The sequence below is a fragment of the Actinomadura rupiterrae genome (genome assembly GCF_024172125.1).
Lineage (GTDB): Bacteria > Actinomycetota > Actinomycetes > Streptosporangiales > Streptosporangiaceae > Spirillospora > Spirillospora rupiterrae.
In genome coordinates this window covers 1-17,564 of sequence record NZ_JAMZEA010000010.1, presented here as the reverse complement: position 1 = coordinate 17,564, position 17,564 = coordinate 1, and the positions used below count along the sequence as shown (strand labels likewise).

22 protein-coding genes are annotated in these 17,564 nt (G+C 69.1%); all 22 read right to left on the bottom strand.

Translation table 11 applies throughout. The features are described 5' to 3' along the window. Positions 1 to 19: 19 nt before the first annotated feature. Positions 20 to 688, bottom strand: coding sequence for a phytanoyl-CoA dioxygenase family protein (locus FHU30_RS32205; RefSeq protein WP_253880947.1), 669 nt, complete (start codon positions 686 to 688; stop codon positions 20 to 22). Between the two features lie 93 nt (positions 689 to 781). After that, the gene (locus FHU30_RS32200) at positions 782 to 2,071 is read right to left on the bottom strand and encodes a helix-turn-helix transcriptional regulator (RefSeq protein ID WP_253880946.1); all 1,290 of its coding nucleotides are present in this window, start codon (positions 2,069 to 2,071) and stop codon (positions 782 to 784) included. Positions 2,072 to 2,225: 154 nt separating this feature from the next. Then, positions 2,226 to 2,408 (bottom strand): hypothetical protein, encoded by a 183-nt coding sequence (locus FHU30_RS32195; protein WP_253880945.1) that lies wholly within the window; start codon positions 2,406 to 2,408, stop codon positions 2,226 to 2,228. 516 nt (positions 2,409 to 2,924) lie between these two features. After that, complete coding sequence (locus tag FHU30_RS32190; RefSeq protein WP_253880944.1) at positions 2,925 to 3,584, bottom strand: hypothetical protein; 660 nt, start codon at positions 3,582 to 3,584, stop codon at positions 2,925 to 2,927. 141 nt (positions 3,585 to 3,725) lie between these two features. Then, positions 3,726 to 4,217 (bottom strand): hypothetical protein, encoded by a 492-nt coding sequence (locus FHU30_RS32185; protein WP_253880943.1) that lies wholly within the window; start codon positions 4,215 to 4,217, stop codon positions 3,726 to 3,728. Positions 4,218 to 4,379: 162 nt separating this feature from the next. Beyond that, positions 4,380 to 5,408 (bottom strand): DUF932 domain-containing protein, encoded by a 1,029-nt coding sequence (locus FHU30_RS32180; protein ID WP_253880942.1) that lies wholly within the window; start codon positions 5,406 to 5,408, stop codon positions 4,380 to 4,382. 46 nt (positions 5,409 to 5,454) lie between these two features. Then, entirely contained in the window at positions 5,455 to 5,778 is a 324-nt protein-coding gene (locus tag FHU30_RS32175; protein ID WP_253880941.1) for a hypothetical protein, read from the bottom strand. Beyond that, positions 5,765 to 6,859 (bottom strand): DUF4192 domain-containing protein, encoded by a 1,095-nt coding sequence (locus tag FHU30_RS32170; protein WP_253880939.1) that lies wholly within the window; start codon positions 6,857 to 6,859, stop codon positions 5,765 to 5,767. The genes FHU30_RS32175 and FHU30_RS32170 overlap by 14 nt, the downstream gene beginning before the upstream one ends. Positions 6,860 to 7,136: 277 nt before the next feature. Then, a complete protein-coding gene (locus FHU30_RS32165; protein ID WP_253880937.1) occupies positions 7,137 to 7,595 on the bottom strand; it encodes a hypothetical protein in 459 nt (152 codons plus the stop codon). An 83-nt stretch (positions 7,596 to 7,678) separates the two neighbouring features. Next, positions 7,679 to 8,650 (bottom strand): DUF4192 domain-containing protein, encoded by a 972-nt coding sequence (locus FHU30_RS32160; RefSeq protein WP_253880936.1) that lies wholly within the window; start codon positions 8,648 to 8,650, stop codon positions 7,679 to 7,681. After that, positions 8,644 to 8,781 (bottom strand): hypothetical protein, encoded by a 138-nt coding sequence (locus FHU30_RS32155; protein WP_253880934.1) that lies wholly within the window; start codon positions 8,779 to 8,781, stop codon positions 8,644 to 8,646. Before FHU30_RS32155 ends, FHU30_RS32160 begins: the two co-directional genes overlap by 7 nt. A 97-nt stretch (positions 8,782 to 8,878) precedes the next feature. Beyond that, the gene (locus FHU30_RS32150) at positions 8,879 to 9,802 is read right to left on the bottom strand and encodes a CpaE-like family protein (RefSeq protein WP_253880933.1); all 924 of its coding nucleotides are present in this window, start codon (positions 9,800 to 9,802) and stop codon (positions 8,879 to 8,881) included. 291 nt (positions 9,803 to 10,093) lie between these two features. After that, positions 10,094 to 10,423 carry a hypothetical protein gene (locus FHU30_RS32145; RefSeq protein ID WP_253880931.1) on the bottom strand — a complete coding sequence of 110 codons (330 nt, stop codon included), beginning with the start codon at positions 10,421 to 10,423 and terminating at the stop codon, positions 10,094 to 10,096. Between the two features lie 49 nt (positions 10,424 to 10,472). Further along, positions 10,473 to 10,727 carry a hypothetical protein gene (locus FHU30_RS32140; protein ID WP_253880930.1) on the bottom strand — a complete coding sequence of 85 codons (255 nt, stop codon included), beginning with the start codon at positions 10,725 to 10,727 and terminating at the stop codon, positions 10,473 to 10,475. A 55-nt stretch (positions 10,728 to 10,782) separates the two neighbouring features. Continuing rightward, a complete protein-coding gene (locus tag FHU30_RS32135; RefSeq protein WP_253880928.1) occupies positions 10,783 to 11,262 on the bottom strand; it encodes a hypothetical protein in 480 nt (159 codons plus the stop codon). Between the two features lie 294 nt (positions 11,263 to 11,556). Beyond that, positions 11,557 to 11,730, bottom strand: coding sequence for a hypothetical protein (locus FHU30_RS32130; RefSeq protein ID WP_253880926.1), 174 nt, complete (start codon positions 11,728 to 11,730; stop codon positions 11,557 to 11,559). An 87-nt stretch (positions 11,731 to 11,817) separates the two neighbouring features. After that, positions 11,818 to 12,171 carry a hypothetical protein gene (locus FHU30_RS32125; RefSeq protein WP_253880924.1) on the bottom strand — a complete coding sequence of 118 codons (354 nt, stop codon included), beginning with the start codon at positions 12,169 to 12,171 and terminating at the stop codon, positions 11,818 to 11,820. 423 nt (positions 12,172 to 12,594) lie between these two features. Further along, positions 12,595 to 13,413 (bottom strand): hypothetical protein, encoded by an 819-nt coding sequence (locus tag FHU30_RS32120; protein WP_253880922.1) that lies wholly within the window; start codon positions 13,411 to 13,413, stop codon positions 12,595 to 12,597. Positions 13,414 to 14,055: 642 nt separating this feature from the next. Then, entirely contained in the window at positions 14,056 to 14,580 is a 525-nt protein-coding gene (locus FHU30_RS32115) for a hypothetical protein (RefSeq protein ID WP_253880920.1), read from the bottom strand. 115 nt (positions 14,581 to 14,695) lie between these two features. Then, the gene (locus tag FHU30_RS32110) at positions 14,696 to 15,307 is read right to left on the bottom strand and encodes an IS5 family transposase (RefSeq protein WP_253880919.1); all 612 of its coding nucleotides are present in this window, start codon (positions 15,305 to 15,307) and stop codon (positions 14,696 to 14,698) included. A gap of 501 nt (positions 15,308 to 15,808) precedes the next feature. After that, the gene (locus tag FHU30_RS32105) at positions 15,809 to 16,144 is read right to left on the bottom strand and encodes a hypothetical protein (RefSeq protein ID WP_253880917.1); all 336 of its coding nucleotides are present in this window, start codon (positions 16,142 to 16,144) and stop codon (positions 15,809 to 15,811) included. Between the two features lie 49 nt (positions 16,145 to 16,193). Next, positions 16,194 to 17,564: RHS repeat domain-containing protein (locus FHU30_RS32100; protein ID WP_253880915.1), on the bottom strand; the 1,371-nt coding region annotated here is incomplete at its 5' end.

Genomic DNA, 17,564 nt, shown 5'->3' with positions numbered 1-17,564 from the left:
GATGGCGGTAGGGACATGTTCAGGTGGTCGGCCAGTCGCCGGTCAGGGGCTGCAGGGCGGGTGGTTCGCCGTGGTGCAGGTGCACGGCTCCGGCAGCAGCGAATATGGCGTTGAGTCCGATCCGGGGCCGGTCGGTGGTGTTGGCGTCGGAGCGGTGGATGAGGCGGAGGTCCATGAGCAGCGCCTGCCCGGCAGGTACGGGCACAGGAGTGAAGGCGTCGTCGGGAGGCGGGACGGCGAGGGTGAGCGGCGCGCCGCGGCCAGGGTCGTGGGGAGCGCGGACGTGCGGCCGGTACCCGTCATGATGGGAGCCGGGGACGACCAGCAGGCATCCCGAAGCGGCCGTGGCGTCGGTGAGGGCGAACCACACTGCGACCGCGCGGTCGGCGTCCAGTTCGAACCCGGCGCTGATGCCGTCCTGGTGCGGCGGCACGACGAACGCGCCGGGGCGCTTGCGCAGCAGCAGCGTCGGTTCGACCACCGCCACCGCCGGTCCGATCCGGTCCTGGACGGCGGTGAGGATCGGGGTGGCCGTCAGGGCGCGGCGCGCCCATGGGTGCCGGCGATGCGGTGACAGCTCGATGTCGGGGCCGGAACCGGCGGCGCGAACGGCAGGAGCGACGTGCTCAGGGTCGGCCCAGATCAGGCCGGTCCGGTAGCCGGTGTCGGTGCGCAACCAGGTGCTCATGTCTTCACGGTGCGCCGACCGATCTGCGCGCGCCATGAATGGTGCACGCTGCGCACATCGCGTGCAGATGCTGCACGCGGGATTGACAGACCGCTAAGGGAGGCGTAGCCGCGCAGCCAGGCCGCGCAGGTCCGGTGAGATCCGTCCGGTCGCCGTCAGGTCCCCGACCATGCGCCGCACGGCGGGCCGGGCCCGGACCTCCTGCGGCGCGATCCGCTCGGCCCGCAGCAGCGTATCCACGCACTCGGCGCGCCGCCCCAGCAGGGCGTGTGAGGTCGCGACATCGGTGAGGCACCGGGCGCGCCGCTCCACCGTCGGCAGATGGCCCAGTCGGACGCGGTCGGCGACGGCCAGCGCCGCCCGGGGGTCACCGACCGCGTTGTAACCGGAGATCAGATGCAGGTCCACCAGCGCGCGGCTGAACCCGCCGCCGTGCGTGGGCAGCAGCAACCGGTCGCCCAGACCGTCGGCGATGCGGCGGGCCTGTTCGGTCAGGTCGGTCAGTGTGGCGGCATCGCGGGACTTGGCAGCGGTGTACCCGGCGCTCATCAGCAGCAGGCCGCGCTCGGCCCGCGCCCCCGGATCGGTGCCGGTGAGGTGATCGGCGGCCTGGAGCGCGATCGCGGCAGCATCGTCGTGCCATCCGGCCTTGCGGACCAAAACAGCCTTGTTGCGGGCCGCCTCCCCGACCAGGGCCGCGTTCCCGCCGCCGCTCGCGAAGGTGTGCGCCCGGTCGGCAGCCAGCAGCCCGAGGTCGACCTCCTCCAGCTTGATCAGCAGGCGCGTGGCCAGGATGTAGGCCTGGGCGAGAAGCCCGTAGGCGAACCGATCGTCGGCCGCGCCGGCGATCCGCTGCGTGCCGACGATCATCGCGGGCAGGTCCCGGCCCAGGTCGGCATAACGGCAACTGTGGAACGCGTTCGTGGCCTGCCCCAGCAGTGCGCGGGCCTGGCCGGCGGTGGACGGGAGCGGCCCGGCGGGGACCGAGGTACCCAACAGCAGGCTGCGCAAGGCGTCGGGAAGGCCACTGTCACCTGCGGGCATGGCGGCGCGGGCGGTTCCGCTCACCAGCCCGCCGGGCACAGCCGTAGCGGCGGCGGTCACGGCCAGGGACGTCAGCAGGTGTCGTCGGCGCACCGGGTCATCATCCATCACCCCTGCAGCGTCCGACAGCGGCTCGGCGGCGAGTCCCACCAATTGCGGGGGCAGATCCAGCACCGCTGCCAAACGACGCAGGGTCGGAATATCCAAGCAGGTCTTCCTCGCCTCCCACCGCGACACCGTGGACCGTGTAACGTGCAGGCGGTGCGCGAGATCGACCTGAGTCCAGCCATGTCCGAGACGAGCTGTACGGATGGCGTCCCCCACCGACCCGAGACCCATATCCCCACGGTCGCCGTCGCAACGCGCGCCGTCAACGCTCCCGGCGGGTAACCACAGGCGGCGGCAGTTGGCTCGGAACAGGGACTGCGCTCACAGATCGGTGCCGTGGCGTGCATCGTGATCAGCTGGGTGAGTGACCAGGCCCTCTGGACCGTCAGCGGTGTCGGCGCTGGGTGGTGATGAAGGGGATGTCCTCAACGGTCAGCACGGTGCTGAAGCCGCCGTCGCCATCGTTAATGACCTGAACCTCGTAGCCGATCTGGCAGAAGGTGCACAGCAGGAGGTAGAGATTGGCTCCGGCGTACTCGTAGCGGACGTGGAACAGCCGGCACAGCATGGTGCCTTGACCACGATGTCGTCGGGGCCCTGCTCGGGGTTCTCACTCCACCGGGCCACGACCACACCGGGCCGAAGCTCGCTGCATGTGACCTGCGCATCGGGCGGGATCGGTCGAGGAGCTTTGCCTCGCCGTTCGAACTCGATCATTGGTGCTCCCGGTCGGGGTCGCGTGTGGTGGCTGCGTCGCGAATGACGGCTCGACCTGCTCGGAGCCACGGCGCTGCGGTCAGCCTGAAGGCGGCTTTGGCCTCGGCCATGGTGGTCTGCCTCCTTCCGGGCAGTGCGTACCGTCTTCGCAGTGAGGATGATTCGCCGGTGGGTAAGGACAGATGCCGCACGATGCGACACGGTGCAGAGAGAGGACGCGCAGGCCTCTCGCAGAGATTGAGGCTGTGCTTGCCAGGGGCGCGATCACCGTCTTCGCGAGGCACATGGCGAGTGCCCGGCAGGGATGTTTGCGGCCGGAGCGAGCCAGAGGCTCACGTACGCGGCACCGGCGGCGTCTCGCGTGCGATCACCTGGGCGGGCGAGCGATGACCGCGGCGGCGGCTTCCACAATGATCAGGGCCTGTTCGTGGGTGAGATCCGATACACGGACCTCATCGGCATGGTCGTCGCCCTTGTCGTCCCTCAGCTCGATCACCAGGTGCGGGGTGCCCGGGGCGCGGTGGTGAGTGGAGGCGGACTCAAATTCCGCAGGCCGCCGACCGGTCCCCGGCTCGGCCCAGCTCAGGTTCCCTCCCAGGAGTTCGCGTGCCTTCAGCAGGGTGTCGAGCCGGCCCGCCAGCCGGGTGTCGCGTTCGTTCCGGGCCGCCGCCAGCACTGCCGCATCCTGGCGGACGGCGGGCAGCAGCCGCCTGGTGATCTCACTGGCCATCCGCTGCGGCGACTTGGTCACCGCGAACCGAATCACCGGCTCCGCACAGCCAAAACGACCAGGCAGGTGCCCACCGACGTCTGCGTGGATGCCACGGACCGCGACGTGGAGCGGCCCCACCTGAAGGCACAGCTGGATTCCGTCTGGGCCATGCAGCTCCATCCGGCCGACCTGGCCGTACCGGTCGTCGGCGACCATCCAGCCCGGCTCCATCTGCTCGGCGATCTGGGTGACCAGGGCCCGCGCTTGGGCAGGACTCATGCCGGGCTCCTCCCATTTCATGAACGCCATTGCCACCACTCCGATCTTTGGCAGTCCTCTCGGCCGGACGGGTCATCCGCGTTCGGCCGAGAACGCTTCACCGAGAGGGGCATCCCTGCCGAGTCGCCCCCCGCCGGCCGCGCCGACCGGTTCAGTTTCGACGCCCCGCGCTGTGTGCTAGTCCCCGTCGCCCAGGGTTGCCTGCAGGAGGGTGGCGCCGGGGGTGAGCGGGGTGTTGGTGAGGGGGGCGGTGAAGACTTCGGGTTCGTCGAAGACCGGTTCCAGGTTGGGGCGGCGGGTGTAGGCGACGATGCCGTAGTCGATGCCGTCGGTGGGGTCGAAGGCGGTCCACACGATCGCTTCCTGCTCGTCCTGGCGCAGGACCACGAGGTTGGTGACGGGGCGGGCCAGGAACACCGGATCGTCCACCGTCGTGATGATCATGGGGACGGCCAGGACCCAGCGGCGGGCGTGGATACGGCGGGCGTAGTCGGCGACGCGTTGTTCGAAGGCGCAGGCGGTGGCGCGGTCGCGCAGGTAGTCGTAGTCGGACAGGGTGAGGCGCCGGTCGCCGTCCAGGCCGCAGATGGCGGGGGCTTGCCGGGCCGCGATGTTGCGTTCCAGGCGTGCGACCACGTCGAACAGCAGCTCGATGGTCGCCTCGTTCATCACGCCCCGCCTTCCACCTCGACGGTGCGGGCCGGTGGTTCGATCCTGCCCGCTGAACCCGGCGGCGACCAGAGGGACCTGCTCGGCAGGGCGGTTGGCTATGGCGTTCGCAGGCGGGATCGCGAACGTCATAGCCAGGCGGTGGGCATGGGGTGGCGCTGGTCAGGCGGCTGGGCTGACGAGCCGGCGGTGCAGGGCGTGTTCGAGGGTGTGCAGGGTGGCGGTGTCCAGCTCGTCGACGCCGCCGGTGATCGCGCGCAGCGCGTTGCGTTCGGCGCGGACCGCGCCGCGGACGCGCTGCTGGTGGTGGGTGTAGGTGTTGACGGCCTGGACCACGCCGTAGGCGGTACCGCGCCACGGCGCGACCCGGGCGTCCCGGGCCCACAGCTGGTTGAGAGTGTCGCGCTTGCGCCCGGCCAGGGTGCGCGCGGCGCCCTGGGCGTCGGGGAGCGGGACGTGCGCGTCCAGGAACCGGCGCCATTCGGGCTCGCTGACCTCGGCCGCGCACAGCGCGGCGACCTGGGCGGTGAACTCGTCGGCGGTCTGGTAGACGATGTTCAGGGCCTGGCGGGCCTCGGCCAGCCGCAGCGGCGAGTACCGCGAATGTTTGATCTTGATGTGCTGGCCGTGCTCGGCCAGGCCGACGGCCATGGTGTTGTCGCAGACCACGTTGGTGACGGCGCGTTTGAAGGTGGTGGCCAGCGACCCGTCGAAGGAGGTCGCCGCCAGCAGGTGCGGACGGAACTGGACGCCTTCGGGGGTGGTGATGGAGTCGGGGACCTCCACCGACACGCACGCCACCGCACCGCCGCGCAGCAGGATCGCCGAGCCGATCGCCAGGTCGTCGTCGAGGATCCGGGCGACGGTGTCCAGCAGCCACTCGGCGTAGGGGTGCGGCTGGTAGGCGTCGGAGAAGATGCCCATCACGTGGCCGGTGTCGCTGCGCAGGTAGGCCGTGCGGTCGGGGACCTGCAGGATCTGCCCGGTGCCGGGGTGCCGTACCAGGACCGGGGCGGGCACCGCCTCCCAGTGGAACAGGCGCCGTTTGACGTCGTCGACCGGGACGGGGCCGGGGTAGTGGTTGGGTTCGGCGGCTTGCAGGTCCGCGCGGTAGTGCCAGGCGGTGCCGCGCTGGTCGGTGAAGCCGATCAGGGTGTTGGCGTTGAGCCATTGCAGGGTTTCGCGGGACATGCCGCGCCTCCTGTTGGTGCGGGCGGGTGGGGGTTCACGGGTGGGGTCAGTGGTGGGCGCACAGCCGGGTGACCAGCCCGGACACGACGGCGTGGCGCCGGTTCCACGGCGCGTCGTCCTCGGTCAGGGTCTGGTCCAGCAGCCGGCGCATGATCTCGATCGCGCAGGCGCGGTAGCCGAGCCAGAAGGCCGCCTGCGGCGCGGTGGCCGCATCCACGGGCGCTGGCCAGTGTTGGAGCGCTTCGGGCAGGTGGTCGTCGACGGTCCAGACGCGGAAGCGGGCCTCGGTCACGCCCGGCACGCGGCCGGTGATCCCCGCATCCAGCAAACCGGTGACGATCTCGGCGGGCGGGCGGTCAGGCATGGTCATCGTCATCACCGCCCACCGCCGGGCGTTCGTCCTGGGCGGGAGACCGCTCCGGTTCGTCGGAGCCACGGTCCGGTCGCACCAGCGACGGCGGGATGCCAAGGACGAACAGCCGCGCGAACCAAGCGGCCAGCGGGTAGCACGGGTCGGCGGCCTGGGCGCGGCGCAGGGCCCGGTCGGCCAGCGCCGCGTCTCCGGTCATATGGGCGCAGTAGGCCAGCAGCGTGGCCGGGGCCGGCAGGTAGCGCAGCTCGACGTGCCGAACCACCTGCGTCCACAGGCGCGCGTAGGCGCGCAGGTTGCCGAAGTCCATGCGGGCCAGCGCCTCGTCCCGCACGCGCAGCACCGTCAACAGCACACCCACCTGGGCGATCTCGTGTTCGGTCGGCGGCGGGCCGCCTTCGGCCGCCTGCCGGTAGAGCCGTCCGATCAGCGGCATCGCGTGCTGGAGCGGGTCGGCTTCGCCGCCGGTCAGCCGGGCGGGCGGCCAGTCCCGTTCGACCGCCTCGGTGACGGCGCTCATGCGGCGCCGGGCGTGTCCCTCGACGGGGTCCAGGCTGTGCGCGGGCCCGTCGCGGCTGCTGGCGGTGGCCCGCCCGGCGAAGGTGGCTTTGGCAGCGAGCGCACCCGAGCCGAGGTTGATGGGCCGTCCCTGCGGCGGGCAGCAGTACGGGTCGCCGCAGCCCGGCCATTTCCAGTAGCGGCCGCCGGCTACCCGCACCGAGGCCTCGACCGGCTGCCCGCGCTGGTCCAGCGCGGCATGCAGCGCCCCGAGCAGCGGCGCGAGGCGCGCCTCGGCCCCGTACCCGATCAGGGACACCGCGGATGCACGGCGGGCGGTCACGAACTCGGCCAGCCGCCCGGCCATCTCAGCCGGTGCCATGTGGTCCTCGACCGGCGGGAGGTCGACGCAGGCGGCGCAACACCGGTGGTCGCCGCCCAGCGTGAGCACCACAAGGCTCTCGCGAGGGTGGAAGCCCAATACGTAGGGCACCAACGCGATCGCGTCGGCGGGACCGCGAAGATGGATCTCGTCAGGGGCTGCGGCGTCAGGCCAGCCGTCACCCTTCAACCCAGGGTTCATCGTTGCTTCCTTCTCATAAGGGCGAACCAGCCGCGGGTCGGCCGGACCAGCCGGGCCGCCGCTTCGTGCACTCGCCCAGCGGTCGAGATGGGCGATGACCTCGGCGCAGCGGGTGCCGCGCCTCCTGATCCGCGGACCGCGCTTCGGGCGGGGCGGTCTTCCGACCGGCCGGTTGACTGAGCGCGGTGAGTGCTCCGAGCGTGCCGGGGCGGCTGGCAGCTCACGGCCTTCGCCTTCCCAGCACCCGGGGTGGGGAGCGGTGCGCCTCCCGAACCGGTCAGCCGGTCGGGGGCTTTCGGGTGGTGGTCAGGTAGTCCTGGAGTTGGCGGAACAGCTGGTTGGCGATGGTGACGGTGTAGTCCAGCAGCGCTAGGGCCGCAGGATGGCCGGTGGCCTGCGCGGCAGGGAGTTCGGGCAGGGGGCGTTGTTCGCCGGCCACGCGCAGGGGGGCGGGGGCAGTGATGGCCAGCAGTAGCCGGAACAGGCCCTGGTCGCCGTCGTCGCTGTATTCGAATTCGATGGTGACGGCGTCGGGGCCGGTGAGGATCTGGTCGCGTTGGGCGGCCTGGATGAGCAGGGCGGCGGTGTCTTCGTGGCCGATGCTGTCGGCGCGGTAGTCCAGCCCGAGGGGCAGGGGGCTGGTGGAGTCGGTGAAGGCCTCCCCCATCTCGTGGCGGACGATCGCCTCGGTCAGCCAGGACGCCGCGCGCGCTCGGTCCAGGTTGAACACGCGCATGGTGCTCCCTTCGGGGTCGGTCGGTGAGCCCGGAACGGCCGGGGCCGGCCAGCGGGCGTGGGTTCCCGGGCTGTTGGTGGCCCTCACGTGTGCCGGTCGGTGTCCGGGGCGGGGCCGGCCGAGGGCCGCGTCCACAGGTGGTTCAGCTGGTCGGGCGACATGCGCAGGCGGGTGGCCTCGGGCGGGACACCGGCGGCGATGACCGCGGCGATGAGGTCTGTCATCGGGTAGGCCGGGTCGGCCTGGGCGGCGCGCTCCAGCGCCAGGTTGGCCATGGTGCCGTCGCCGGAGGCGTAGGCGGCGTAGGCCAGCAGGCAGGCCGGTGCGGCCTGGTAGTCGGGCTGGACGTGCCGCAGGACGCGGGTCCACAGCGGCAGGTAGCGGGGCAGGTGGTCGGGGTCCATCCGCACCCACGCCTCGTCGCGGATCCGCGTGAGGGTCAACAGCACACCGAGTTCGGCCATCTGCCGCTCGGTGGCGGGCTCCCCGTGCGGGGTGCACGCGGCGTACAGGTCCTCGATCAGGGCGATCGCGTCGGGGTAGAGCGCCTCGGTCAGTTCGGGCGCTGGCGGGGCGTCGTCGCCCGGGCCGGGCAGCAGGCGCTGTTCTGCGCGGGCGGTCTCGGCGATCATGCGCCGGCGGGTCGGGCCGCCGACCGGGTCCAGGGTCGCGGCGAGGTCGGCGCGGCTTGGGTAGGCGACATGCCCGGCCAGGATGGCCTCGGCGGCGACCGGGCTGAGGGCGAGGTCGACCGGGTGGCCCTCGGGTGGGCAGCAGGCGGGGTCGGGGCAGGGCGGATCGGCGAAGTAGCGGCCGTCGCTGACGCGCAACATCATCTCCGGGTGCTGCCCGTGCTCGGTGAGCGCATCGTGCAGGCGGGTCAGCATGGGGGTGACGTGGTCGGTGGGCCCGTAGCCGAGGGTCAGCACGTGCTCGGGCCAGACGCTGTCGACCAGCTTGGCCAGCTGCTCGGCGGCGTCGGCGCGGGTGGCGGCGTCGGTGGGCAGGTCGATGCGGACCGCGCAGCTGCGGTAGCGGCCCCCGATGCTCAGCACGACCACGCTGTGGTCGGGGTGGTAGCCCAAAGGTACGGCACCACCGCCACCACGTCGGCGGGGGTGCGGATCCGGATCGTGGTGCGGACGGTGTCGGCGGGAGGGACGTCGTCGGGGTGGTGGTCGGTCATGGTGCGTCTCCTTCTGGCGGTCGCGTCAGGGCCGCTCGGGCATGGCCGCACAAGATGGCCTCGCCCGGGCGGCCCGAAAGGTGCGCGGCGCTTCGGGTCAGGTGTGCTGCGGGACGGCCGGGAGCTCGCGGTCGATCAGCTCGCTGCACAGGGCGGGCAGTCCGGCCGGGGTGTCGGGGATCTGGCCGAGCAGCCGTCCGCCCAGGGCCCCGACCGCGTCCACCCACGGGTCGTCGCGGCCGGCGGGGCGGGTGAGGATCGCCAGGCGGTGGGCGGGCGGCTGCAGCCAGCGCAGCACCTGGCGGGCGGCGGCCAGCCGGGCCGGGTCGGTGACCAGGATCGTCAGGTCGGCCAGCGCGGTGGCCAGCGCGGTGGCGGCGTCGGGGTGGCGGGGCAGGTCCACGATCACCAGCGGGACATGCATCCGCGCCTCCTCGATGGTGGCGGCCATCAGGTCGGGCGGGATGACCAGCATTCCGTCCTCACCCTGGGTGAGCAGGGTGAGGACGGACCGGTCGGGGTCGGCGCAGGCCAGCCCTCCACCCATCGGGTCGGCGTCGATCAGGACGGTGTCGCGTCCGGTGTTGGCGGCGGCCACGGCCACGTGCCCGGCCAGGGTGGAAGCGCCGATGCCGCCCTGGGCGCCGACGATCGCCACGGTGAAGCTGGCGGGCGCCGCGGCGGCCTGGATCCGGCGGCCGATCCAGTCCTCGGGGTCGTCCAGGGTGGTGACCTGGGACAGGCTCAGCGCCGCGGCCGGGTCGCCGATGCGGGCGTCCAGGGCGTCGGGGTCGGTCAGCAGCAGGATCACATCGCGGCGCTGCGGCAGGTCCAGCTCAACCAGGTCGGCGGTGGCGCGGGCGTCGATGAGGATCAGCCGGGCGGTGTTCCATAGCTGCGCGGTGACCTGGTCGGGGTCGCAGGTCCAGACCGGGACGCTAGCGGCGAGCTGGTGGATCCGGTCCATCACCTCACAGTCACTGGTGATCAGCAGGACCGTGGGGCGGTCGGTGGGCAGCATCTCAAGACTCCTGTTCACAGAGCAGGGACGGGGCGGTTCCTGGGGCATGGGCAGGTAGCGGGCGGGGCGCGAGAAGGGGGGCGCCGGGCAGCGGCGGCCAGGGCACCGCCCTCGCCGGTGACCGCGCGGTGCCTTCGGCGCGGACCTGCCCCTGTTCAGGCTGGGCGTGGTGGGCGGAGGTGCCGCCCCCTGCGCGGTCCCCGCGGGCTCCAGCTCCCCCTCTGGAAACCCGCGGGGTGTCTGCGCAGCCCGGCGGGCAGCCGCCGAGCCGTCGTGGTCAGCCCGACGTGGTCAGCCGCCGTGGGCGAGCTGGGACGTGGCATCGGCGGCCTCGGGCAGGTCGTCGGGGCGCAGGTTGGTCCAGTCCAGAAGGATCGAGATCCGCTGGGAGAGGTTGCGGGTCTTGGCGGCCAGCGCCCGCATGATGTAGGCGTTCTGGTCGGCGGCGATCGCGAACTCGGTCACCTGCAGGCGACGGTCGGGGCCGTAGTCGGCGGTGCTCTCCCCCAGCGGCGCCAGCAGTGCGTCGTACACCGTCCGGACGGTGGCCGCCAGCGCCTCGGTCGGCGAGGCGGCGGCGACGATCGCGTCGGTGACCTGCGCCATCTCGTCATCGGTCAACCGGCGTCGGTGGGTGGGCGGGCTGTCGAAGCACATGGCGGGCCTCCGGTCAGGTGTCGCCGAACAGCCGGCGGCCGTCGTGGACGTCGGCGCGGGTGCCGCCGAGCTTGGCGCGGATGGTCTGCTCGTGCTGATCCCAGGCCTCGCCGGTCACCACCACCATCGCGCCGCCGTGGTCGGTGGCATCCACCAAAACGGCGTTGGCGACGTCCAAGACCTCGCCGGTGATCGGGCAGGCGATCTGTCGCTGGACCGCGAACCGCAGCAGCTCACGCGCGACGATCAAGATCAGGTCATCCATCATGGGGACTCCCTCGGGCAGGAGAGCGTCCAGCTCGGGGCGGGACGCGCTTGGTGGTTCAGGTGGGGGTCGGGCCCCACAGCGGGGTGCTGCCGGGCCGTCCCTGGTCGGTGATCTGGGGCGGGCCGATCGCGGTGAAGCCGGTCGGGGCGACGGCGTAGAAGCGGTCGCCGACTGCCAGGCAGTCGCCCACGCTCAGGCTGCGGTTGCGGCGCCGCCGGTACCCCACCGCGCGCAGGTCCGGGTCCCCGAAATCGGGGTCGTCGCCGATGTTCAGCAGCTGGTAGACGCGCTCGCAGATGTCCAGCGGCGGGGCGGTGGGGACGGGCAGCTGCCAGACCTCCACCACCGGGTGCTCGGGCCGGTACCCGTCGAACCCCAGGGCGTGTCCGTCGGCGTCGGTGGCGGTGTTGTGGAACACCCGGACGGTCACATACCGCCGGGTGGCCACCCCGACCATCCACCGCGCGCCGTACAGCAGGACGGCGAGCGTCCCGCGCAGTCGTCGGCCCCACTCAGGGACCGCATCAGGCCGCATGGTCGGCCTCCTTGCTGGTGTTGGAAAGGTTGAAAGGGGCCCGGGGGCCGGTGGCGTGGACTGCCGTCCACCAGCTGGCAGGCGGTGCACCGCCCCACAACTCCGCACCTCACCCCGGCCTCACAGGTGGGGACGGGGTGCCAGAAGCCACCTAGAACGGAGCCGAGTTGCAGGCTCCCGGGCACGTCAGACGGGCCCGGACGGCGGGCGGGAGGGCGTCACCGGCCCGCCGTCCGGGCAGGCGCCACCCTGCGGCCGCGGGCCCGGGGCCGCCGGGCGGCGCTTTCGGGAAGGTCACTGGGGCCGGACCAGGGTCTCCAGCCCCCACACGCGGGTGATCTTGCGGGCTTCGCGGCGCGCGGCGCGCTCACCCCGGTACAGCAACCCGTCACCGGTCAGCAGACCAGTCGCCGGGCTGCGCACAAACAGCCGGAACGGCCGCAGGTCCGGTCCCGTCGAAGGCGGCATCAGTCTCCTCCCCTCCACCCGGACGCCGCGCCCCGGGGAGACACGCACATCCCCGGGGGTGGCGTCCACGGGCGGCTCGTGGGATGGTCAGGCCAGCTGGACAGCCTGCGCCGAGCACTGGAACCGCTGGTCGCCGATCTCGGCCTTGCCCTGCATCCGGTAGCCGCGCTTGCCGGACTTGAACTGCGCGGGCACCAAGCCGTCGCGCAGCAGCGCCGCCAGGGCCGACCGGGCCTGGTCCACGTCCGCGTGGACCTTGGCCTTCGGGTCGTCCTTGGACCCGATCAGCACGGCCATGACCTGCGCCTGGTAGCGGCGCCCGCCGACCTCGATCTTGCCGGTGGCGAAGAACCCCGTGGACCCGGTCCGGAACGCCTTGGCCGCCAGGGACGCCTTGACCATGTTCTCCATCGCCTGCGCCAGGTGACCGTTGTTCGCCATCAGGACCTCCTGAACGACCATGGCCCGGCCGGTTGCCTGGGCCACGTCCATGGCGTGTCAGCCGGCCGTTCAGGCCAGAGGCGCCCAACAACTCCCCCACCGCGCAAGCCAACGCTCACCCGATCAGGGCGGAAACTCCCCCACAGGACCCGGTGGTGATCCGGCGCCGGGGTGAGCGCCGGGTCTAGGTCGTCCGGCAGTCCGCGCGATGCGGACTGCCGCCGCTGAACGCCGCACCAATTGCCGTGCGGCCAAAAGCGAGCGAATGGGCGCCGCGCGGGGTGCAGCGGCGCTTTTTCGCTCTCATATATATACGGCGGGCGATCACGCCCGAACGTCCGCCATCCCCGCGAATTCTTGCGCATTTCACACGAAGCTCCCCCACCCCGGAAAGGGGCAGGGGAGCGTGATCTCGGCGCATTCTCATGGACCGGATTGGCCGTCGCCGTGGAGCATGTCGTTGCGGATCTCATCCAGCCGCTGTGACAGGTCATGCCATTCAGCAATGGCCTTGTCGCGCAGACGGTTCACTTGGCGGCGCGACCCATAGGAGCCGCCGTACACCGCTTGGGCTGCGGTCGCCAGCAGACCCGCCCGCCCTAGATCTGTGGCCATGCCTGCCAGATACAGCAGCCTGCCCAGCGTCGGGAAATCGCGCCCGTCCCCGTAGGCAAGCCCGAACATCTGCGCAGTGAACGCCGACGCAGGCGACGCCACCAGCGCGGCGCGAGTGACATCTTGGGCGTGCCGCTTGCCGTGCATGAGCTGGGCGTTGGGGGTCGCCTCGAGTTCGCTGGGCGGGATGTCCAGCCGGTAGCCGTTGCGCTTGGCCGCATCGCGCACCGCCCACCGCTGCATCGTGGTGCGCGTGATGATGGTCTCGGTGCCGTCCTTGCGGACATACCGCCACGACGCCGCCTCGCGCGTGTCGATCCACTGGGAGGTGACCGCGCAGGACTTCACCACGTCCCGGAGCCGCTCGGCGAAGATCAGCACCGCATCCTGCGTCACGTCGTCGGACACATCATCGGTACCCAGCGACGGATGCCCGCCATGGGTCACGGTCGCGCTGCCGTCCATGCACTTGCGCCTCCGCGACGCATCCACCGTCCGGCAGTAGCCGCGCGCAAGACGACCGATGTCCGCCCAATCGTCCGCGCCGACCCGCGCCATGTCTTCGGGCGCCAAACTCGCCCCTGCCACTTCGGCGGGGACATATCCCCCGGAAAGCCGATTCGACATGATCGACCTCCACAACCGGGCGTCCGCTCCACACGAACGCTTCTATTCAATTATCCGCCACCCGCCACCCAATTCCACTACCCTAGAAGCTATTCAGTCTTACCGATTACGGCCCCGCCGGCTTCTCAATAATGGTCGATCTTGCAATTAGGTTTAACATGTCGACTTAAAGTCGTTTGCATTAAAGCCATTGTCTTCTGCCGCGTTATATCTGATAGCTCCGCTGTCGGACCAGACGATCACGAGAGCAAACCGCCCTCGAGCTGGGGCGACAGGTCTGTATGGCGATGCCAGCCTGACTGGCATCGAATTGCTTGGGCTCACGCGAACCTCACAGAGCGCCGGCCGGCCCGGGCAGAACCGAGGACTTCAAATAACGAACATAAACCCCGGAGAAATGAGGCTTCGCCAACCGTCGAGGTCGACAGGTCGTCGCGGTAGTTTCGGCGGATTAGGTACCGCCGCGAGACGCTTCCTTTCCACGTCAAACGAGGTCATCTCAGATCAGATCCATGTGAGACAGAGAAATTCGGAGCTGCCGGAGGCGCCGATCTCCCCACCAGGCGCCGTCCTGTACGGCTCCCAGGATAGGTTTCCTGCTAACGCGAGCATTTTTATGCAACTGCACCATTCTCTAGACGATCAATATTCTTCATAGGGCTGAAGTCTGTCCGCGGCGATTCTCTGCAGATTTGCTAGCCGCAATGGCTCTTCATTCAGGATGGAGAGTACATCGAAAGCAAAGCGAGCCGAGATTATTGATTTGCTAGAGATAACCTCTCGAGAGAGTAGCCAGGTGCCTGGGGTGGCGGCTTCAAAACACTCGCCAACCAGGTCCCGTCCAGATTCAATGATCTCCACGGGCTGCCCCTCTCCGCTGAGGATGGTCAGAAGGAGTTCTGTGAAGATTTCGCGAGCGCCGATCGGTACGTCGTCAGCCAACACGGCAAAGCAAAATTCAATTACCCGTCGGGCAGGCGCTAGAATGCTTGATGGGAAGTAGACGTGTCCCTCCAGATCGTCCAGAACATTCAATTCACGGACTTCTCGGGAAGCCAGATCTGCCAGGATTTCCCTGAGATGGGAGGCTGGTCGGCCGCAGCCGCATGGCAACTCCTCCCAGGAGGGGTCGGAAAGCTCCGCGCGAACCAGTTCCATTTCCGCCATTTTCGATCCCTGACTGTCAGGCCAGCGCGGCCGCTCGGGCCACAGATCTCTGATGTGTCCATCGCACGTGTCACGCGCCACCGACCGAGCGGATGGACCAGCTACGGGTGCTGCGTCATCTCGACGCCTGCTGGTGGTTCGTGCTGAAGGAGAACGTGCTCCGGTTCCGGCCCTTTGCAACACCCGTCCACCGCGAGCAGGTGACCCATCTGCTGGCCTGGAATGCCCTCCCCATCGGCTCACACGCTAGATGCAGCTTGGTCGTCAGACCACCGCGGGAACGTCCCAGCGCATGGTCGGCGGGCTCGGTAGCCACCCCGCCCGGTGACTCGGCCTGGGCATCGGCGTGCCGGGCCGCGCCGGCCGCATGCTGAGGCGCCCGGCAGACCGTGGAATCCACCCCGACCTCCCAGGTGATCAGCCCGTGCGCGTCAGCCACGGCCTGCAGACCGGTCACGATCTGCCGCCAGACTCCCGTCCGCTGCCAGCGGCGAAACAACCCGTACACCGCCTGCCACGATCCATAGCACTCAGGCACATCCCACCACGGCGCCCCGACCCGCACCCGCCACCTAATCCCATCGATGAGCTGCCGTTTGGTCCACACCGACGGCCGACCCTGACGACGCGGAACAGGCAGCAGCGGCTCCAGCCGCGCCCACTGCTCCTCAGTCAGATCCAACCGTCGCGTCACCGCTAGGGTGGCCACGAGGTCTCCGGTATCCAAAGGTTCTTCTTGGTCGATGAACCCCCTTAACCGGAGACCTCTCTGCTTAGAGATCACGACACACCGTCACACAGCGGACTTCGAAACAGGCCCTAGTCGGTTTAAGGTTCCCGGCCGCCGCGCCGTCCAACGGGATGCCGCAAGATCGAGGCGTGGAAGCGGAGGTTCGGCCGCAGGTGGAGGCACCGCGAGCGACCTGGACGCCTGGATCTGCTTCAAAGCCCAGACAGGTCAAGGGCTCAGACCGCCGCTCCGAGGACGCTCCTAGAGCAGCCGCGAACACCGGCTGCAGATGAGGAGAACGGCGGTGACCACAGCGGACGGGTATCCGCCGCCGGCCTGGTGTGTTAGCACTCCGGACATAGGTTCCGATTGATCTTCCGGCCGCACCACTACCGGCACAACAAGGGGAAACGCGCCGCCTTCTCCCTGGCCGAGTACAAGCGAATGCTTCACGCCGTCCACCGGCGACTACGGGGCGACAGGGTCGCCAAACCGCGACTAAGACCCTTTCCATCCAAAAGCCTCCGCCACTGCGCCCACAGTTATGGCAATACCAAAAATTGTGCCGACAATCCCCCATCGACGAGCAAATCCGGGAACATCATCGACAGCCTCTCCCCTCTTCCTCCATCCTCCAAAAAGATTGCCGACGTTAAACATCGCCAAAAGTCCAAGCAGCAGCGCTGCAATTCCAACTAGAAGTGTATATCTCCAATCGATCGGACTCTTGTTGCCAGTTGCCTGTACAAGATGAACCAGCCGAGATCTCTCAATAGCCAGTTGCGACATCCTCGCAAACCCTTCTTCAGGATGAAAGTGCGACTTCGTGCCCAAAGTAAATATGGTGCACCCAGGAGCTGGGTGCACCATATCTCGCTAAAGGTTACCATGAGTTCCATGCTTTGTGAATATATTTCTTGAGCGAAAGAAGTTTGACAGAATGAGTATGGCCGAATGTATAGCCAAACCCTTCACCGATGGATGCCCCACCCCAAGCCTTGCCGTTAGGGCCAGACTTCGCTCCCATGGCAGATACATAAGGACCGTAGCCGGCACCGCCCTGAAAGTAATCAGAATTTCCTTCATCTGGAGTGGCCGAAGTGTACTGAACGCTCCACGAGCCCCTGAAGTTGAACGGAATCTTTCCCCAATCTTCGAAGCCCTTCTCCACCCCCCAGTTATTTCCGATATTGTCGTACGAAAGCCAAAATTCCCCATCCTGGAAAGTGAGTGTAGCGCAAGCGAAGAAGCAGGCCCCGTAGTTGACTCCAAAATGACTACCTACATACGCAAACGCATTCTTCATATCTTGCTTCATGCCTCCGAGAGTGCATGAAATTGGGTCGGCGCACCCCGCATGAGAAAGGCTCATCGAATTTTGGAGCTGTCGAATGCGATTGAGCATATCTTCTCGCCGAGCAGCAGCTCGTTCTGCGGCAAGGCGCTGAAGGAAGAGCTGGTGTTCACGTTCGCGGGCGATCTCCTCATGGTGACGGAGCCATTCGTGGTAGCGATCGTAGCTGTTGGGGTCGTAGTGGCCGTTGAGGCCGTTGTGAGGGTTCTGGTCGGGGTCGTCGGCCGGGTCACCATCGTAAGGCGCGCCGGGCTTGCTGCAGTCGTGGGTCTCGCACCAGTTGGGGCCGTGGTAGTCCTGGCCGGGAGTGGGGCAGATTCCCACGTCGCACTTGGTCGTGCCGGCGGGGTCGCTGTAGGTGGTGGGGTTGCCGCCACTGTAGCCGTAGCCGTTTTGCTGTTGGGAGTCTTCGGGCTGGAACAGGGGGTCCAGGGAGGCGAAGGCGCCGGTGGCGGGGTCGTACCAGCGGGCTCCAAGGTTCGTGAGGCCGGTGGTGGCGTCTTGGACTTGGCCGAGGAAGCCGTGGTTGTCAGGCCAGCTCGCCGGGGCGGTGCCGCGGGGGGCGCCGTAGGGGGTCTGCTGGCGCCAGGTGGCCTTGGTGAGAGTGGAGTCCAGGGTCAGCAGTGAGGTGCCCTGCTGGTCGCTGGTCTGGAAAGTGTACTGGTCGCCGGTTCCGGTGCGGACGGCCTGACCGCCGCCGGGCAGGTCGTAGTAGCGGGTGCCGTGGAGGGTGCCGGCGGTGTCGAGGGCGAGTTGTTCGTCGGGCAGGTACAGGGTGGTGGTGCCGGCCTGCTTTTGCAGCAGCAGGTCGCCGTCGGCGTCGTAGAGGTAGCTGGCGTCGCCGTTCTTGCCGCCGGTGACGCTGGTGAGGTGGCCGTCGGCGGACCAGGTGAGGTTCTG

What these genes read in the sequence shown, in the direction of transcription:
- FHU30_RS32150 (WP_253880933.1), bottom strand. Translation starts at nt 9,802, where the DNA reads ATGCTGCCCACCGACCGCCCCACGGTCCTGCTGATCACCAGTGACTGT.
- FHU30_RS32175 (WP_253880941.1), bottom strand. Translation starts at nt 5,778, where the DNA reads ATGACCATGCCTGACCGCCCGCCCGCCGAGATCGTCACCGGTTTGCTG.
- FHU30_RS32135 (WP_253880928.1), bottom strand. Translation starts at nt 11,262, where the DNA reads ATGCGGCCTGATGCGGTCCCTGAGTGGGGCCGACGACTGCGCGGGACG.
- FHU30_RS32140 (WP_253880930.1), bottom strand. Translation starts at nt 10,727, where the DNA reads ATGATGGATGACCTGATCTTGATCGTCGCGCGTGAGCTGCTGCGGTTC.
- FHU30_RS32200 (WP_253880946.1), bottom strand. Translation starts at nt 2,071, where the DNA reads ATGGGTCTCGGGTCGGTGGGGGACGCCATCCGTACAGCTCGTCTCGGA.
- FHU30_RS32170 (WP_253880939.1), bottom strand. Translation starts at nt 6,859, where the DNA reads ATGAACCCTGGGTTGAAGGGTGACGGCTGGCCTGACGCCGCAGCCCCT.
- FHU30_RS32180 (WP_253880942.1), bottom strand. Translation starts at nt 5,408, where the DNA reads ATGTCCCGCGAAACCCTGCAATGGCTCAACGCCAACACCCTGATCGGC.
- FHU30_RS32115 (WP_253880920.1), bottom strand. Translation starts at nt 14,580, where the DNA reads ATGGCGGAAATGGAACTGGTTCGCGCGGAGCTTTCCGACCCCTCCTGG.
- FHU30_RS32120 (WP_253880922.1), bottom strand. Translation starts at nt 13,413, where the DNA reads ATGTCGAATCGGCTTTCCGGGGGATATGTCCCCGCCGAAGTGGCAGGG.
- FHU30_RS32165 (WP_253880937.1), bottom strand. Translation starts at nt 7,595, where the DNA reads ATGCGCGTGTTCAACCTGGACCGAGCGCGCGCGGCGTCCTGGCTGACC.
- FHU30_RS32125 (WP_253880924.1), bottom strand. Translation starts at nt 12,171, where the DNA reads ATGGCGAACAACGGTCACCTGGCGCAGGCGATGGAGAACATGGTCAAG.
- FHU30_RS32130 (WP_253880926.1), bottom strand. Translation starts at nt 11,730, where the DNA reads ATGCCGCCTTCGACGGGACCGGACCTGCGGCCGTTCCGGCTGTTTGTG.
- FHU30_RS32205 (WP_253880947.1), bottom strand. Translation starts at nt 688, where the DNA reads ATGAGCACCTGGTTGCGCACCGACACCGGCTACCGGACCGGCCTGATC.
- FHU30_RS32155 (WP_253880934.1), bottom strand. Translation starts at nt 8,781, where the DNA reads ATGACCGACCACCACCCCGACGACGTCCCTCCCGCCGACACCGTCCGC.
- FHU30_RS32185 (WP_253880943.1), bottom strand. Translation starts at nt 4,217, where the DNA reads ATGAACGAGGCGACCATCGAGCTGCTGTTCGACGTGGTCGCACGCCTG.
- FHU30_RS32195 (WP_253880945.1), bottom strand. Translation starts at nt 2,408, where the DNA reads ATGCTGTGCCGGCTGTTCCACGTCCGCTACGAGTACGCCGGAGCCAAT.